General features: G+C 61.3%; 16 protein-coding genes. 7 read left to right on the top strand and 9 right to left on the bottom strand.

What is annotated here, in order from left to right; translation table 11 throughout:
• Positions 1–183 precede the first annotated feature (183 nt).
• The 9 genes from HKK52_RS28950 to HKK52_RS28910 form a co-directional block, all read right to left on the bottom strand.
• Positions 184–1,236, bottom strand: coding sequence for an AI-2E family transporter (locus HKK52_RS28950; protein WP_169373580.1), 1,053 nt, complete (start codon positions 1,234–1,236; stop codon positions 184–186).
• A gap of 69 nt (positions 1,237–1,305) precedes the next feature.
• Positions 1,306–2,124: a DUF4892 domain-containing protein gene (locus tag HKK52_RS28945; protein WP_169373579.1), complete on the bottom strand. Its 819-nt coding sequence runs from the start codon at positions 2,122–2,124 to the stop codon at positions 1,306–1,308.
• A gap of 115 nt (positions 2,125–2,239) precedes the next feature.
• A complete protein-coding gene (locus tag HKK52_RS28940) occupies positions 2,240–3,094 on the bottom strand; it encodes an alpha/beta hydrolase (protein WP_169373578.1) in 855 nt (284 codons plus the stop codon).
• Positions 3,091–3,897 (bottom strand): alpha/beta fold hydrolase, encoded by an 807-nt coding sequence (locus tag HKK52_RS28935; RefSeq protein ID WP_169373577.1) that lies wholly within the window; start codon positions 3,895–3,897, stop codon positions 3,091–3,093. The genes HKK52_RS28940 and HKK52_RS28935 overlap by 4 nt, the downstream gene beginning before the upstream one ends.
• A gap of 264 nt (positions 3,898–4,161) precedes the next feature.
• Positions 4,162–4,605 carry a hotdog fold thioesterase gene (locus HKK52_RS28930; protein WP_169373576.1) on the bottom strand — a complete coding sequence of 148 codons (444 nt, stop codon included), beginning with the start codon at positions 4,603–4,605 and terminating at the stop codon, positions 4,162–4,164.
• Positions 4,606–4,637: 32 nt separating this feature from the next.
• Positions 4,638–6,305, bottom strand: coding sequence for an AMP-binding protein (locus tag HKK52_RS28925; RefSeq protein WP_169373575.1), 1,668 nt, complete (start codon positions 6,303–6,305; stop codon positions 4,638–4,640).
• Between the two features lie 137 nt (positions 6,306–6,442).
• Positions 6,443–6,895, bottom strand: coding sequence for a phosphohistidine phosphatase SixA (gene sixA, locus HKK52_RS28920; protein ID WP_133840463.1), 453 nt, complete (start codon positions 6,893–6,895; stop codon positions 6,443–6,445).
• The gene (locus HKK52_RS28915; protein ID WP_123510001.1) at positions 6,892–7,239 is read right to left on the bottom strand and encodes a DUF4389 domain-containing protein; all 348 of its coding nucleotides are present in this window, start codon (positions 7,237–7,239) and stop codon (positions 6,892–6,894) included. The genes sixA and HKK52_RS28915 overlap by 4 nt, the downstream gene beginning before the upstream one ends.
• 29 nt (positions 7,240–7,268) lie before the next feature.
• A complete protein-coding gene (locus HKK52_RS28910) occupies positions 7,269–8,294 on the bottom strand; it encodes an NAD(P)H-dependent glycerol-3-phosphate dehydrogenase (RefSeq protein ID WP_149662114.1) in 1,026 nt (341 codons plus the stop codon).
• Positions 8,295–8,490: 196 nt separating this feature from the next.
• Between HKK52_RS28910 and HKK52_RS28905 the strand changes: the two genes are divergently transcribed.
• The 7 genes from HKK52_RS28905 to HKK52_RS28875 all read left to right on the top strand — a co-directional run bounded on the left by HKK52_RS28905 (position 8,491) and on the right by HKK52_RS28875 (position 16,127).
• Positions 8,491–10,614, top strand: a complete 2,124-nt coding sequence (locus HKK52_RS28905) for a TonB-dependent receptor plug domain-containing protein (RefSeq protein ID WP_169373574.1) — start codon at positions 8,491–8,493, stop codon at positions 10,612–10,614.
• On the top strand, positions 10,615–11,544 hold the full coding sequence (locus HKK52_RS28900; protein WP_169373573.1) for an ABC transporter substrate-binding protein: 930 nt from the start codon (positions 10,615–10,617) through the stop codon (positions 11,542–11,544).
• Positions 11,541–13,445, top strand: a complete 1,905-nt coding sequence (locus tag HKK52_RS28895; RefSeq protein ID WP_169373572.1) for an ATP-binding protein — start codon at positions 11,541–11,543, stop codon at positions 13,443–13,445. Before HKK52_RS28900 ends, HKK52_RS28895 begins: the two co-directional genes overlap by 4 nt.
• 248 nt (positions 13,446–13,693) lie before the next feature.
• A complete protein-coding gene (gene fabA / locus HKK52_RS28890; protein WP_042560484.1) occupies positions 13,694–14,209 on the top strand; it encodes a 3-hydroxyacyl-[acyl-carrier-protein] dehydratase FabA in 516 nt (171 codons plus the stop codon).
• A gap of 11 nt (positions 14,210–14,220) precedes the next feature.
• The gene (gene fabB, locus HKK52_RS28885) at positions 14,221–15,441 is read left to right on the top strand and encodes a beta-ketoacyl-ACP synthase I (protein ID WP_054054895.1); all 1,221 of its coding nucleotides are present in this window, start codon (positions 14,221–14,223) and stop codon (positions 15,439–15,441) included.
• 137 nt (positions 15,442–15,578) lie between these two features.
• Positions 15,579–15,806, top strand: a complete 228-nt coding sequence (locus tag HKK52_RS28880; protein ID WP_169373571.1) for a hypothetical protein — start codon at positions 15,579–15,581, stop codon at positions 15,804–15,806.
• A gap of 132 nt (positions 15,807–15,938) precedes the next feature.
• Positions 15,939–16,127: a hypothetical protein gene (locus HKK52_RS28875; protein WP_169373570.1), complete on the top strand. Its 189-nt coding sequence runs from the start codon at positions 15,939–15,941 to the stop codon at positions 16,125–16,127.
• Positions 16,128–16,133: the final 6 nt, after the last annotated feature.

Here is a 16,133-nt window from a genome sequence, read left to right as displayed (position 1 = left end):
CGCTCCTACAGATTATGTGTTGCCCGCGAATTTTCCGAACGACGCATGACCTGTAGGAGCAAGGCTTGCCCGCGATGAGGCCATCACAGACACAAAAAACCCACTGACCGCTATGGATTCAGTGGGTTTTTCATTGCCTGTCAGGACGCTATCGCGAGCAAGCTTTGCTCCTACAGAGCAAGATCAGCGGCGGTCTTCGACGCGTGCCTGGCTTTTGCTCCAGTCGGTCAACAAGCTGTAAGCCACCGCCAACAACGTCGGCCCGATGAACAAGCCGATAAACCCGAACGCAATCAATCCGCCAAACACCCCCAGCAACACAATCACCAACGGCAGATTGCCGCCGCGGCTGATCAGGTACGGCTTGAGCACGTTGTCCACGCCGCTGATGATGAACGTGCCCCAGATCCCGAGGAACACCGCCATCCCGTACTCGCCCTTCCACGCCAGCCAGGCCGTGGCCGGAATCCAGATCAGCGGCGGGCCCATCGGGATCAGGCTCAACATGAACGTCACGATCCCCAGCACCAACGCCCCAGGCACCCCGGCAATCAGGAACCCGATCAATGCCAGCACGGCCTGGGCCGCCGCCGTGCCGATCACCCCGTTCACCACCCGTTGCACAGTGCCGGCGACGAGTTCGATGTAATACCCGGCGCGGTCGCCGATCAGGCGGGACAGCAAGCTATGGACAAACGCCGCCAGCCGCGGCCCGTCACGGTAGAAAAAGAACACGAAGACAATGCTCAATGTCAGCTCAAGAATGCCGCCGCCAATTTGCGCACTGCGCGCCAGCAACCAGTTGCCGACCTGCCCGAGATAAGGCTTGATCGCGACCATCATCGCCGCGCCCTGCTCATCGATGCTGTTCCAGATCCCCACCAGCCGTTCGCCGACCAGGGGAATGCTCCCCAGCCAGACCGGCGCTTCCGGCAAGCCATCGACTTGCACATCCTTGATGAACACCGTGGCATCGCGCACGTGATCCGCCAGGTTGAACCCCAACCACACCAGCGGCACCGCCACCAGCAACATCCAGCCCAGGGTCAGCAACGCTGCCGCCAGCGATTCACGGCCGTTGAGCCAGCGGGTCAGCAGGCGCATCAGCGGCCAACTGGCAAACGCCAGCACCGCGCCCCAGAACAATGCTGACCAGAACGGCGCCATCACCCAGAAGCTCGCGCCAAACAGCACCAGGAGCAGTATCTGCACCAACAGCCGATCGTTATTGATCATCGAAATCTCGAAAATAGTCAGACAGCAGAAGATTAGGCGAACGTGAGGATCACGTTCGCCTGATGCAGCTTATCGCAACAGTTCGAAGTGCAGGCCAGAGCCTTCGGCGCTGCCGGTTTCCATGCGCGCCGCGCGTACGCCCTGGGCGATCAGCGATTGGCGCCAGGCTTCGGCCTTGGCCCCGGAAACACTGACTCGCAGCGTGGTGTCCAGGTTCAATCCCCGGGAAATCAAGCGCAACCAGGTATCGTCGGGATCGGCACTCAGTTTCGGGAAATCGAGTTCACCAGTGCTTTTTAGCTGGCGCAGCAAGGTCGCGGAGGTTGGCAGCAAATCCCCCAGCGGCGCGGCGGATTCAAACTGCTCGACGTGCAGGTAGGCTTTGCGATTTCCGCGGGTGATGCTGTAGAGCGCCACCAGCGAATTGTCCTTCGGTGCCGCCAGCCGCAACAGCAGATAGGCCTGCTGCTCGTCCGCGCCATAGAGCTTGGAGTTGCCGAAGACCTCATTGGCCCACAGGCTGCTTTCCCCGCAATCACGGGCCTGGCACCAGAACAACAGTTCCGCGCCCTGCTTCTGCAAGGCTTCGCGCGCGGCGGTAAACGCTTCGGTGGAGGAATGCTCCGGTGGCAACTCGTAGGTCACCGACGTGGTTTGACCACGGGCGCTGACTTGCCCGTCGAAGCGCAACTGGCCGCTGATCTTGCGGATCGAGCCCAGCGGATAGATCCGCTCAAGCTCCACGGTCGGGCGATAGTCGACAATCTGCGCATCGGCCAGGCGCGGCACGATCGGCAGGTCCTGGCTGCCCGGAACATCGGCAGCCAATAACATCGGACTGAAATAACACAACGCCAACAGGCTGAGTGAACGCTTAGGCAGGCTCATCGGATCGGCATGGCCTGGGCGACCCTGAGGCCATTCGGGGTCGCAGCGGTGTAGAGATCGATCATGGTTGTCTCCCTTTTCAACCCGCCCAGCCTCGACAGTTGCCCGTCGCAAGTCAAGGAACGGCGAAGAACCGATTGAAACAGTCTGCGACAAGGTCGGCGCCGGGCTCGTCATTCAGGTGCAAATGATGGCCACCAGGCAGCTGTTCACGGCTAAAGGGTAGACGTTCCAGCAATTCGGGATGTTTGGCGAGCATGCCGTCAGCCGCCACCACCAGCCGCGTAGGACAAGTGATGCGCTGGACGAAGGCCATCGCCTGTTCCTGGGTCAGACGCAGCGGCGAAGGCAGCGTCAAGCGGCTGTCGGTACGCCAGGTGTAACCGCCGGGCACCGGCATCAGGCCCCGTTGCGCCAACAGCTCGGCGGCTTCGCGACTGACCGCCACCAGGCCTTTCATCCGCGCTTCGACAGCGCGATCAAGGGTGGCGTAGACCGGTTTGCGCTTCTCCCGCAGATCCAGTTGCGCTTGCAGGGCCATGCCCATGCGTTCGGCCGCATTTTCGCCTTTGTCTGTAGGAGGGATGACACCGTCGATGAGGGCCAGATGGGTGACCCGCTCCGGCATCGACCCGGCGACGATCAAGGAAGCAATCGCGCCCATGGAGTGTCCCAGCAACGCAAATCTCTTGAGTCCAAGCTGTTCGGCGACTTGCAGCACGTCATGGGCGTAATCCCACATCGCGTAACCGGCGCCGGCCGGACGATGCCCGGAGTGACCGTGGCCGGCCATGTCCAGGGCAATAATCCGCAGGCCTTTGAGCTTGGGCGCCAACCGGGCAAAGCTGTTGGCGTTGTCCAGCCAACCGTGCAAGGCGATCACCGGCAAGCCATCCTCGGGACCCGACAGGTGCGCCGCCAACTCGATGTGCGGCAGGCTCAGACGCACTTCTTCGACGACGCTGCTCATGCGCAATCCCGCTGACGGCGACCTTCCCAGCGGCTGAACAGGTTCTTCAGCAACGTGGCGGTGTCTTGGGGACGCTCAAGGGGAAACATGTGGCCGCCGGGCATGGTCAATGACTCGCCGAACGGCATGCGCCCGACGGAGCTGGCGTGATGGCGCATGACCACGCGGCTATTATTCCCGCGCACCACCGCCAGCGGCACTTTCAGTTGCCGTGCGCGGCCGGGGCTGGTGTGCGGTACGCCGCGGTAGATGCTGATTTCCGTGGCCGGATCGAAACGCAGGCGCAGCTTGTCGCCGACCTTGTGCAAACCGTGTTGCAGGTAGGCGTCGAAGCATTCCGGATCGAAACCGCGAAACAGGGTTTTGCCGGCGAAATAGCGGCGGGCGCTGTCCAGATCGGCAAACTCTTCGCGCCGGCCCAGGGTGCGCCCGGCGGGAGTCAGGCGATCAATGAAACCGAAACGCTTGGCGGCGAGGATCACCCATTGATCGGCGCGGGTCAGCACTGGCGAATCGAGCATCACCACGCCGCGATACAACTCGGGGCAACGCAGCGCCGCATGCAGGTGCAGCACGCCGCCAAAGGAATGGCCGACGCCCCAGACCGGTTCCGGTTGACGTTTCAGGTGATGGATCAACTCGTCCACCAGGTTGCGCCAGTTGTCATCGGCCGGGAAACGCGGGTCGTGGGCGTGCTGCTCCAGATGCGTCACCTGATATTCAGGCGCCAACGCCGTGAACAACTTGCCGTAGGTCCCCGAAGGAAAGCCATTGGCGTGGGCGAAAAAGATCTGCTGCGACATACCGGTCAATCCATGGGCGAGAAACGTGGGGGTGATTGTCCGTAAGAGCGGGGACTACGGCAATGACCGTAACTGACAGGAATGATGACAGTCTGGCCATGGCGATCATGGAGATCCATGTAGCAGCTGGCGAAGCCTGCGTCCGCCTGCGAAGCAGTCGTAAAACCTGAATACGCAGTGCATCAGACACACCGAGCAGCCTGGATTGGCGACTGCTTCGCAGCCGGACGCAGGCTTCGCCAGCTGCTACATGATGGAGTCACGTTAACGGGCCGGCGGATTCTCCCCCAACGGCACCACCGCCATGGTCAACCGCGACACACAACTGGCCTTGCCCTCATCGCTGGTCAAGCGAATATCCCAGACATGGGTGGTGCGGCCGATATGGATCGCCCTGGCCACCGCAGTCACCCGCCCGCTGCGCAAGCCGCGTAAGTGGTTGGCGTTGATTTCCAGGCCCACGCAGTAGAACTTGCTGGCATCGATGCACAAATAACTGGCCATCGAACCAACGGTTTCGGCCAGCACCACCGAGGCGCCGCCATGCAGCAAGCCGTAAGGCTGATGAGTGCGATGGTCGATGACCATGCTCGCGCTCAGGGACTTGTCGTCGCAGGCTTCGAAGCGGATATCCAGCACTTCGCCGATGGTGTTTTTCTGGATCGCGTTCAATTGTTCAATGTTGGGAGCGGTACGCCACAGACTCATCGCTGACTTCCTTTATTGAGGTTGTTCGTCACTCAATCCTGCCACAGCACCGCTTCATTGCGCTCGCTCCATTCTTCGAAGCGCGCCCCGTACGCGGCTTCGATCACGTTGCGCTTGATCTTCAGGGTCGGCGTCAGAAAGCCGTTTTCCACCGCCCAGCTGTCCTTGACCACCACCAGCCGGCGCAAGCGCTCATGCTTGTCGAGGGCGCCGTTGACCTCTTCCAGGAGTTTTTCCAGGCTCGAATGCAAGGCGTTGCGCGCCGAACTGGCGGCATCCTGCAAACCCACCGCCGACAGCACGCACAACCCAAGCGGCGCGCTCAGACCATCGCCCACCACGCAAACCTGTTCGATCCGCGAATGCACCGCCAGACGATTCTCGATCGGCGCCGGAGCCACGTATTTGCCTTTACTTGTCTTGAAGATTTCCTTCAGGCGCCCGGTCAGGCGCAGGTTGCCTTCTGCGTCTTGCTCGCCCTTGTCACCGGTGCACAGGAAGCCGTCCTCGGTGATCGTATCGGCGGTTTTCTCCGGTTCCTTGAAATAGCCGAGCATGGTCGCGCCGCTACGCACCATGACCTCCCCCGTGTCGGCGATCCGCACTTCAACCTCCGGGCAAGGCTTGCCGATCCAGCCCGGTTTGTCATCGCCCGGCCGGCCGATGTGCGAGTAACCGCAGCTTTCGGTCATGCCATACACCTCCAGCACGTCCAGCCCGAGCTTGCGGTACCACAGCAACAAGGTCTGCGGCACCGGCGCGGCACCGGACAAGGCAATGCGCAACGCATCGAGCCCCAGTCCAGCGAGGACTTTGTGCCCGACTCGCCTGCCGATGATCGGCAGCACGAGCAGGAAGTCGAGGCGCTTTGCCGGGATCTTGCTGTACACGCCCATCTGGAATTTGGTCCAGATGCGCGGCACGCCGAACATGGCGGTCGGCCGTGCTCGCTGTAGATCGGTGAGGAAGGTGTCGAGGCTTTCGGCAAAGAACACGGTTTGCCCGGTATAGATCGACGCCAGTTCGACGAACATCCGTTCGGCAACGTGGCACAGCGGCAGATAAGACAGCAGCCGATCCGACTCGTTAAGGCCGAACAGCTGCGTGCCGCGAGTGGTGGCGAAGCCGAGGTTGCCGAAGCTGTGCATCACACCTTTGGGCAGGCCGGTGGTGCCGGAGGTGTAGATGATGGTCGCCAACTGCTCGGCGGCGGGTTTCGGGTCGTCCTGGATCGGCGAGCTTTTCTGCAAGTCGTCCCAGCTGAAATTGAAGGTGCCGGGGGGATGCAACGGCAGGCTGATGGTTGGCAGGTCGGGGCTGACGCCTCGCGACATGCCGGGCCAGTCATCGAGCTTGCCGATGAACGCCAGCGCGGCTTCCGAGTGTTCCAGCACCTGGGCCACGGATTCAGCGGTAAGGTTGGGGTACAGCGGCACCGAGACATGCCCGGCCATCCAGATCGCCAGGTCGGCAATGATCCAGTGCGCACAGTTTTTCGAGATCAGGGCGATGTGGCTGCCTTGGGGCAGTTCCCGGGCGCGCAGCCAATGGGCGGCGCAACGGGCCTGGTGGCCGACGTCGGCCCAACTCAGCGTCTCGACCTGCCCACCGCCCAGCGGCTGGACTAGAAAACGCTGGCGGGGATGGCGGGCTTCACGCTCGTAGAACACGTCCAGCGGCAAACGAAAAGCAGCAGACATGCGACTTGCTCCTTTGTTTTTGGTCTGGAGCAAGCGTAGTCAACCGAGCAAGTGCTTGGTTGATTATTTGTTGGTCATTACAGACGTGTAGGAGCGAGGCTTGCCCGCTCCTACAAAAGCAAAACGCAGCTTAGCCGCTACGGGTGTTTGATGCCGTTGAGCTTCATGCCCCCGGCCAACGGCAAGTCGCCTTCCAGCTCAGCCAGCCCGGCGGTTTTCACCGCTTCCGGATCTTGCACATGTCCGTGCTGCAGGTAACCCAGCAAGTTGCCCACCAGCGGGTTATGGCTGACCAGCAGCGCATGATCGACCGACACCAACTGCTCGGCCACCGCTTGCGGCCGGTTGTCCGGAGTCAGCCATTCGACAGTGCGAATCTCCGGCGCAAACCCCAGCGCTTCACGGACCAGTTGCGCCGTCTCCTGCGCACGCAGGTAAGGACTGGCATAAATGGCCGTAATCGGCCGACCGATCAACTCGGCGGCCGTGCGCAGCACTTCTTCACGACCGTGGGCCGTCAGCGCCCGTTCGGAGTCTGGACGCGTGCCGTGTGGCTCGGCTTCACCATGACGTAATACCCAGAGTTTCATAGCTTAGGCTCCTCATCTCGGGCCGGATGCGGCGCAGGCGCTACAACGTGTGGCGCTTCACCTTCCGGTGTACGCGGCGTCGGCCAATCGGCGAACGGCCAAGGCTTCTGGTCGCTGTGGAACGTGCCGAAACGACCGATCTGCGCCAGGAACTGGCTCAGGCTGTCGCCGAAGTTCATCAGGCTGGCGCTCGGGGCGCCATAGATCAAACGATAGATCAACTGCACCAGCACCACCGCGCCGAGGATGAATTGCGCCACTTGCCAGACCAGCAAGAAAACGATCATCCACAATACTCGCAGCAGAATGGATTCGTACTTGGCTTCTGTTTTCGGATCGTTCATGTCCCGCTCCCTGCCCGTAGATAAAGCAATCAGTTGAAACCGCTGGTGGAGATAAAGTCGACGTCGGTCTTCGGCTCGGCCCGCATTAACAGTTCGATCACCTGCTCAAGCGTGCGCCCTTCAAACAAAATCGCATGCAGCCCGGCGACCAGCGGCATGTACACCCCCGCTTCCTGGGACTTGGCCTTAAGCACTTTGAGCGTGTTCACGCCTTCAGCGACTTCGCCCAGGCGCGTCACCGCGTCTTCCAGGCTCAGGCCCTGGCCGAGGGCGAACCCGACCTGGTAGTTGCGGCTTTTCGGCGACGAGCAGGTGACGATCAAGTCGCCGACGCCCGCCAGGCCGAGGAAGGTCATCGGGTTGGCGCCCTGATTCACCGCGAAGCGGGTCATTTCCGCCAGCGCCCGGGTAATCAGCATGCTCTTGGTGTTTTCGCCCATGCCCAGCGCCACGGCCATGCCGGCGATGATGGCGTAGACGTTTTTCAACGCACCGCCCAACTCCACGCCGAAACGGTCGGCACTGGCGTAGACGCGGAAGGTGCGCCCGTGCAGCGCTTCCTGCACCCGCGCGCACAGTTCTTCGTCTTCGCTGGCGACCACCGTGGCCGTCAGGGCGTGTTCGGCGATTTCACGGGCCAGGTTCGGCCCGGACAACACACCGATGCGCGCTTGCGGCGCGATCTCTTCGAGAATCTCGCTCATCAGCTTGAACGTGTGGGCTTCGATGCCTTTGGTCAGGCTGACCAGCAGTTTGCCGCTCAGGCGTTCGGCGTAAGGCACCAGTACCGCGCGCAACGCACTGGACGGCAGTGCGACGAAGCACAAGTCGCAGGCGTCGAGGGTGGCTGGCAGGTCCGTGACCGCCGTAACGCCCGGCAGGATCTTGATGCCTTTGAGGTAACGCGGGTTCTCGCGATTGACGCGAATGGCCTCGGCCTGTTCGGGGTCGCGCATCCACTGCAGGACCTGATGGCCATTCTCGGCCAGCAGATTTGCCACGGCGGTACCAAAACTTCCGCCTCCCAGGACCGCGATTGGGCGCTGTTCAGTCATATGCAATCCGTTAATCCATACCAGTGGCGATGCCGGCATTATACGGAGCGGCCCAGTGGCGGCCAGCCCCCGCGTCAATTACCGACACTTGTAGGAAGAAGACCAACAAAACCGAGGAAAATGCCGACAACGTGAATGGAAAAGTCCTTGTGCTCGGTTAACATGCGCGCCACTTAATCGCTCACAAGGCTGTGTCGTGTCTTTTGGCCCCTCCTCACCTCGCTCGTCGCTGGTCCTGGCGCTGCTTTTCAGCCCGGTTTTGCTGGCCGACGATCTGTTCCTCGACAGCGATCCGCTGCCGCAAGTGCTGACGGCGACGCGACTCAAGCAATCGCCGGCCGCCGTGCCGGGGAGCATGACGGTGATCGACAGCGAATTGATCAACGCCAGCGGCGCGCGGGACATCAGCGAATTGCTGCGCCTGGTGCCGGGGATGATGGTCGGCAACATCAATGGCAATCAGGCGGCAGTGAACTATCACGGCACCAATGCCAGCGAAGCGCGGCGCATGCAGGTGTTGATCGACGGTCGCTCGGTGTACCGCGCCGGCCTCGCCACGGTGGACTGGAGCGATATTCCGGTGGCGATGGAAGACATCGAGCGCATCGAAGTCTTTCGCGGCCCCAACACCGTCAGTTATGGCGCCAACGCGCTGATGGCGGTGGTCAACATCATCACCCGCAACCCGGCGGACAGCCACGGCACGCGGCTGAAAGTCACCCGTGGCCAGCGCGGCATCAATGATTTCTACGCCAGCCAGGGCACCGGCTGGGACGGCGGCGACTTGCGCCTGTCGCTCTCCGGCCAGCAGGACGATGGCTTCGACTCGGACCGCACCGGCGCCGATTACCGTGACAGTCGGCGCCTGAACCGCTTCAACCTCGCAGTCAGCCAGACGCTCAACGAGAACCAAAGCATCGACTGGCAATTGAACGCCAAGGACGGGGCCAACCAGCGGCCGTATACCTACCGCCCGGTGTTTTCGGGGATTACCGCCGCCGGGAACAATTCCGACGTGATCGCCAAGGATTACGCCGGCTCCCTGCGCTGGAACCTGGACATCAATCCCGATCACAGCCTGTATATCCAGGGCTCGGCGCAACACTGGGATCGCCAGCAGACTTGGCGCGCCTGTGATGCCGAAGTGTCGTTCAGCCCTGAGCTGGCCGACCTGTGGCAACTCAACCCGAATTATGCCGAACGCCTGGCGCGCAACATGGAGCGCTACACCGGCCCCGGCGCCCCGGCAGGTACTGCGGCAGAACAAGCGCTGGGCAATCAGGTGCTGGCGCAATGGAAAAACGGCGCGAAGCAAACCCTGTGCGGCGACATCGACCAGAGCGCCCGGGAATCGCGCTACGACCTCGAACTGCAAGACACCTTGAGCCTGTCCGATAGTCTGCGACTGGTCAGCGGCATGAACTATCGTTACGACCGGGCAGACTCCGAGACCTATTTCAATGGCACGCTCGACGACACCACTTGGCGTACGTTCGGCCAACTCGAGTGGCGCGCCAGCGAACACTGGTTGCTCCAGGGCGGTGCCATGTTCGAAGACACGCAGTTGACCGGCAGTTCGCTGACCCCGCGAGTGGCGGTCAATTACCTGATCAACCCGCGCCACGGCTTGCGCGCGGTGTATTCCGAGGCGATCCGCTCGCCGGACATGTTCGAGAACAATGTGAACTGGAGCTATCAGGTGACCAACCTGCGGCCCAGCGCTTATGGCCAGTCCAGCGCTCGCTACTTCGTCAAGACTCGCGGGCCGGGCGACCTCGACAAAGAACGCATGCGCTCCCGGGAACTGGGCTACAACGGCTTCTTCGCCGAGCTCGGGCTGGCGGTGGATGTGAAGCTGTTCTACGACGAAATCACCGGCATGATCAGCGAGCCACTGCGCAATAACCAGTACATCGCCAGCAACGCCAACGGCTCACGCTTCACCGGCACCGAAACCCAGCTCGACTGGCACGTCAGCCGCGCCGATCGCCTGCGCCTGACCTACGCCTACGTCGATGCCAAGGCCAGCAACCCGCTGGACCAGCAGCAGACCGCGCGCAACAGCGGTTCCGCCGGCTGGTTGCGCAACTGGGGCCGAGGCTGGAACAGCGCGCTCTTCTACTATGGGGACGACGCCCTCAACGGCTACCGCTTCGAACGGCTCGACACGCGCATCGCCAAACACATAGGCCTGGGCAAGGCCAGCCTGGAGCTGGCCGGCGTGCTGCAACAACGCCTCGATAACCAGCCCACCACCTTCATCGACAACAATTACGACGAGCGCCGGGTGTTCTACTTCAGCGCGGAGCTGGCGTTTTAGATGCAGCCTCAGTCACGGAAGACGCCAAGCCTTGGCCACTTGTTGGCCGTGGTGTGGCTGGTGCTCGGCGGGCTGTTTTGCAGTCTGCCGGCCCATGCCCTGGAGATTCTGCTGACCGGCGCCGAAGACAGCCCCGGCGTGCAATCTTTCACCCAAGCCCTGAACGAGTTGCGCCCCACCGACAGCGTGCGTTTCCAGCCGCTGGCCAGCCTGCCGGCACCGAGTAAATTGCCCAGTGGCACGCGCTTGATCCTGCTTGACCTGCCGAGTCTCGACTGGCGCCTGCAAGACAGCCAGGGCCCGGCGACGCTGGTGCTGCGCATCAGCCGCCTGCAAGCGCGGCAACGTCTGAGTAATGTGTTGCCCACCCACCTGAGCCTGTTGTGGAGCGATCCGCCCCTGGAGCGGCAATTGCGCCTGACTCGATTGATCCTGCCCCAGGTGCGCCGGGTCGGCGTGCTGTATGACCGGCACAGCGAATTCCTCTTGAAAGAACTGCGTCAGGCCGCCCTGCCCTTGGGCCTGGAGATCGTCGCCGAACCTTGGGACAACACCAACGACAGTCGCCCGTTGCTGACGCTGCTGAAAAACAGCGACGTGCTGCTGGGCCTTGATGACCCCGACCTGTTCAACCCGAAGACCGCGAAAAACCTGCTGCTCAGCAGCTATGCACGACAGATGGCGCTGATTGGCCCCCATGCCGGTTTCGTCAAGGCGGGAAGCCTGGCCAGTACCTACAGCGACCAAAGCGACTGGCTGGCGATTCTCGACGAATTGCTCGACCGGCCACCAGCCACTTGGCCGCGCACGCTCTACCCCAGGCACTTCAAAGTCTTAAGCAATCCACAAGTGGCTCGTTCATTAGGTATTGAACAGATGAATGAAGCATCTGTCGCAACACAGTTGGCTGAAGGAGAACGCCGCCCATGACCTTCCGACGCCGTTGGGACATCAACACCCGGACCCAGATCATCAGCCTCGGCCCTGCCCTGCTGCTGACCTTGCTGCTGATCAGTTTCTTCACCTTCGTACGGATCCAGGACCTGCGCCAGGAGCTCAACCACACCGGTCAACTGATCGCCAACCAACTGGCACCGGCTACCGAGTACGGGGTGATCTCCGGCAACAACGACGTGTTGGAAAGCCTGCTCAAGGCCACGCTCGCCACGCCCAATGTGCGTTTCCTCGAAGTGCAGGACAGCGCCAACCGGATTCTGGTGTACGTCGAACAGCCGTCGGAATCCCACAACCGCTCGCAGCAGGTCGAAGTGTTCCAGGCGCCGGTGCGGCTGCAACGGATTGCGCTGAACAATGACTTCTTCCAGAACACCCGGACCTCGGTCAGTGCGCCGAGCGAGGATTACCTGGGGCGGGTGATCGTCGGCCTGTCCAACGACGCTTTCAGCCAGCGCCAACAAGAGATTCTGTTCAAGGCCGGGATCCTCGCGCTGTTCGCCTTGCTGTTCACCTTCCTGCTGGCCCGACGCCTGGCGGGCAGTCTGTCGCAACCAATCCGCGACATCGGCAACGCGGTCAAGGCAATCCAGAAAGGCGACTACACCACGCCGCTGCCAATCGTCGATGACACTGAGCTGGGGGCTTTATCGCAACACATCAATAACCTTGCCGAGGGTCTCGAAAAAGCCAGCCGCGAACAGCAGCAAGCGATGTCGCAGTTGATCCAGACCCGCGAGGAAGCGGAAAAGGCCAACAACGCCAAATCCGACTTCCTGGCGATGATGAGCCACGAACTGCGCACGCCGATGAATGGCGTGCTGGGCATGCTGCAACTGCTGGAAACTACCGACATGACCGAGGAGCAGGTCGAATACGCGGCGCTGGCCTCGGAGTCCACCGAACACCTGCTCAAGGTGATCAACGACATTCTCGACTTCTCGCGCATCGAGCGTTCGGAACTGGAGCTGGAGCACATTCCGTTTAACCTCGCGGACCTGATCGGCAGTTGCGCCCAGTCCTTCCAGCACAGCGCGGTGCAACGCAAGCTCGACCTTGAGCTACTGATCCCCGACGACATGCGCGCCTTGCAGGTCCAGGGCGATCCGACGCGGATCCGGCAGATCCTGGTCAATCTGATCGGCAACGCGCTGAAGTTCACCGAACAGGGCCGCGTGACCATCGAGCCGCAATGGCAATCCCTGGATCACGAACTGCTGTGGTTCACCTGCACCGTGCGCGACAGCGGCATCGGCATTTCGGCCGAAAGCCTGGAATTGATGTTCAACGCGTTCCAGCAAGCCGACAGTTCCATTTCAAGACGTTACGGCGGCACCGGCCTCGGTTTGCCGATTGCCCGCACCCTGGCCGAGCGCATGGGCGGTACGTTGCGCGCCCAGAGCGAAGAAGGTCGCGGTTCGGTGTTCACCCTGGAAATCCCCCTCGCCCTTTATAAGCAGGCGATGCCAGAACTGCCGGCGCCACGGGTGGCGACCGGCAATGGCAACGGTGAAGGACGCAATGTGTTGCTGGTGGAGGACAACCCGGTCAACCAGACGGTCATCGAAGCCATGTTGCGCAGCCTGGGCTTTACGGTCAGCGTCGCCACCGATGGCGCGCAGGCGGTGCGCAGTGCCGAGAGTCTGATTTTCGAGGCGATTCTGATGGACTGCCGGTTACCAATCATCGACGGCTATGAAGCGACCCGCCAGATTCGCCAATTGCCCGGCTGCCTGGACTTGCCGATCATCGCCCTGACGGCCAACGCCTTGCAGGGTGATCGCGAAGCGTGTCTGTCGGCGGGCATGAACGATTACCTGGCCAAGCCCTTCAAACGGACTGATCTGCAGCAAATTCTGCAGCGTTGGGTGCAGTAGTGCTGTCCTTTCGGCTATCTGCGACTGGCGTGAAAGGCGAAAGTGCGGCAGTCTTAGGCACCCGAACAGGCCCGAAAAGGGGCTTGAATAATAATTTCAGTGCACAAGTGTACATTCATGTCCTTGGTGCTGTGACTTTCACCACAACGCAATAGTCTATGAGTAGGCTGTCGACTCGAGGCATGAACGCTTCGATCGGCCGGGAAGATTTGCCCCACCCTGCCGCACGGGACTATTGAGGAGCTCGCATGACCAAACAAAACGCCTTTACTCGGGAAGACCTGCTGCGCTGCAGTCGCGGTGAGCTGTTCGGCCCAGGTAACGCGCAACTGCCCGCCCCGAACATGCTGATGGTGGATCGCATCACCCATATCAGCGAAGAAGGTGGCAAGTACGGCAAAGGTGAATTGGTCGCCGAGCTGGATATCACTCCAGACCTGTGGTTCTTCGCCTGTCACTTCGAAGGTGATCCGGTGATGCCGGGCTGCCTGGGCCTCGACGCCATGTGGCAACTGGTCGGCTTCTTCCTCGGCTGGCAAGGCCTGCCGGGCCGTGGCCGCGCACTGGGTTCGGGCGAAGTGAAGTTCTTTGGTCAGGTCCTGCCGACTGCCAAGAAAGTTACGTATAACATTCAGATCAAGCGCGTCCTCAAAGGCAAGCTGAACCTCGCTATCGCCGATGGTTCGGTCAGTGTCGACGGCCGCGAAATCTACACCGCCGAAGGCCTCCGGGTCGGCGTGTTCACCTCCACTGAAAACTTCTAAGGGTTATCCGCATGCGCCGCGTCGTTATCACTGGTCTGGGCATCGTTTCGTGCCTGGGCAATGACAAAGAGACCGTCTCCGCTAACCTGCGTGCAAGTCGCCCGGGCATCCGGTTCAACCCGGAATATGCCGAAATGGGTCTGCGTAGCCAGGTTTCCGGCTCCATTGACCTGCCACTCGAAGAGCTGATCGATCGCAAGATCTATCGCTTCGTCGGCCACGCGGCGGCTTACGCCTACCTGGCCATGAAAGACGCCATCACCGACTCCGGTCTGACCGATGAGCAAGTCTCCAACCCGCGTACCGGCCTGATCGCCGGTTCCGGTGGCGCCTCCACGCTGAACCAGATGGAAGCGCTGGACATCCTGCGCGAGAAAGGCGTGAAGCGCGTTGGCCCGTACCGTGTAACGCGGACCATGAGCAGCACCGTTTCCGCTTGCCTGGCCACGCCGTTCAAGATCAAGGGCCTGAACTACTCCATCGCTTCTGCCTGCGCCACCAGTGCTCACTGCATCGGTACCGCCATGGAACAGATCCAGATGGGCAAGCAGGACATCGTGTTTGCCGGCGGCGGCGAAGAAGAACATTGGAGCCAGTCGTTCCTGTTCGACGCCATGGGCGCACTGTCCAGCCAGTACAACGAAACCCCGGAAAAAGCTTCCCGTGCCTACGACGCCAAGCGTGACGGTTTCGTCATTGCTGGCGGTGGCGGCATGGTCGTGGTCGAAGAGCTGGAACACGCTCTGGCCCGCGGCGCGAAGATCTACGCGGAAATCGTTGGCTACGGCGCGACCTCCGACGGCTACGACATGGTCGCTCCAAGCGGCGAAGGCGCCATCCGCTGCATGCAGATGGCCATGTCCACCGTCGACACCCCGATCGACTACCTGAACACCCACGGCACCTCGACTCCGGTCGGCGACGTCGCGGAAATGAAAGGTGTGCGTGAAGTGTTCGGCGCCAACGCTCCGGCCATCAGCTCCACCAAGAGCCTGTCGGGTCACTCCCTGGGCGCCGCGGGCGTTCACGAAGCGATCTACTGCATGCTGATGATGGAAGGCAACTTCATGGCGGGTTCCGCCAACATCGACGAACTGGACCCGGAAGTGGCCGACATGCCGATCCTGACCAAGACCCGCGAAGACGCCACCATCAACACCGTGATGAGCAACAGCTTCGGCTTCGGTGGCACCAACGCCACGCTGGTACTGAAGCGCTGGGCCGGCAAGTAATACCCCGCCGACTCGCAGCACACAAAAACGCCCCGACTGGTTCGGGGCGTTTTTTTTGTGCCTGAGAAAACACCTTCGCTGCAATGCTTTTGTAGCAGCTGCCGAAGCACGAGGCTGCGTTCGGCTGCGGAGCAGTCGTGAATCAACCGACGCGTTTCTTCAGGAAGACCGCGCGCTCAGGTTTTACGACTGCTTCGCAGCCGAACGCAGCCTCGTACCTCGGCAGCTGCTACACGCTGAACGCAGGCTTCGCCAGCGGCTACACATTGTGTGCAGGCATCGCATTGGCGGCGGATTTGTTCGTCGCGAACATGAAACTTTTGTCATCTAACTCAGCCACCTGCGACCGAATGTCGCGTATTTAGCGGGCTCCAGCACTTTTGCAGTTTTCGCAATTATTCGTTGCCGAACGAAAGCATTTACTTAGGAAGCTAACAAAATATATAACGGAGTCCTGCACACGCCTTGCTGCAGATAACAGAGATTGGAGCTAGCAGATGACTGTAAAAGTAACTGAACGCGACGATTCACATAAATCCCACGAAGGCATCGCCGCCGGTATCCGCATTTGGGACGTACATCAACAAGACATGCTGGTAGGGATGTTTCACTCTGAGACCGACGCCCACAGTTACAAGGCCGAACTGGAAACCCAGGAACAGAAACGCGAAGCGTCGGCCAGCTGAGCCTGC

The sequence above is a fragment of the Pseudomonas sp. ADAK2 genome, assembly GCF_012935755.1.
In the GTDB taxonomy this organism is placed as follows: Bacteria; Pseudomonadota; Gammaproteobacteria; order Pseudomonadales; family Pseudomonadaceae; genus Aquipseudomonas.
This window is presented reverse-complemented; position numbering and strand designations above follow the sequence as displayed.

What these genes read in the sequence shown, in the direction of transcription:
- HKK52_RS28950 (WP_169373580.1), bottom strand. Translation starts at nt 1,236, where the DNA reads ATGATCAATAACGATCGGCTGTTGGTGCAGATACTGCTCCTGGTGCTG.
- HKK52_RS28945 (WP_169373579.1), bottom strand. Translation starts at nt 2,124, where the DNA reads ATGAGCCTGCCTAAGCGTTCACTCAGCCTGTTGGCGTTGTGTTATTTC.
- HKK52_RS28940 (WP_169373578.1), bottom strand. Translation starts at nt 3,094, where the DNA reads ATGAGCAGCGTCGTCGAAGAAGTGCGTCTGAGCCTGCCGCACATCGAG.
- HKK52_RS28935 (WP_169373577.1), bottom strand. Translation starts at nt 3,897, where the DNA reads ATGTCGCAGCAGATCTTTTTCGCCCACGCCAATGGCTTTCCTTCGGGG.
- HKK52_RS28930 (WP_169373576.1), bottom strand. Translation starts at nt 4,605, where the DNA reads ATGAGTCTGTGGCGTACCGCTCCCAACATTGAACAATTGAACGCGATC.
- HKK52_RS28925 (WP_169373575.1), bottom strand. Translation starts at nt 6,305, where the DNA reads ATGTCTGCTGCTTTTCGTTTGCCGCTGGACGTGTTCTACGAGCGTGAA.
- sixA (WP_133840463.1), bottom strand. Translation starts at nt 6,895, where the DNA reads ATGAAACTCTGGGTATTACGTCATGGTGAAGCCGAGCCACACGGCACG.
- HKK52_RS28915 (WP_123510001.1), bottom strand. Translation starts at nt 7,239, where the DNA reads ATGAACGATCCGAAAACAGAAGCCAAGTACGAATCCATTCTGCTGCGA.
- HKK52_RS28910 (WP_149662114.1), bottom strand. Translation starts at nt 8,294, where the DNA reads ATGACTGAACAGCGCCCAATCGCGGTCCTGGGAGGCGGAAGTTTTGGT.
- HKK52_RS28900 (WP_169373573.1), top strand. Translation starts at nt 10,615, where the DNA reads ATGCAGCCTCAGTCACGGAAGACGCCAAGCCTTGGCCACTTGTTGGCC.
- HKK52_RS28895 (WP_169373572.1), top strand. Translation starts at nt 11,541, where the DNA reads ATGACCTTCCGACGCCGTTGGGACATCAACACCCGGACCCAGATCATC.
- fabA (WP_042560484.1), top strand. Translation starts at nt 13,694, where the DNA reads ATGACCAAACAAAACGCCTTTACTCGGGAAGACCTGCTGCGCTGCAGT.
- fabB (WP_054054895.1), top strand. Translation starts at nt 14,221, where the DNA reads ATGCGCCGCGTCGTTATCACTGGTCTGGGCATCGTTTCGTGCCTGGGC.
- HKK52_RS28875 (WP_169373570.1), top strand. Translation starts at nt 15,939, where the DNA reads ATGACTGTAAAAGTAACTGAACGCGACGATTCACATAAATCCCACGAA.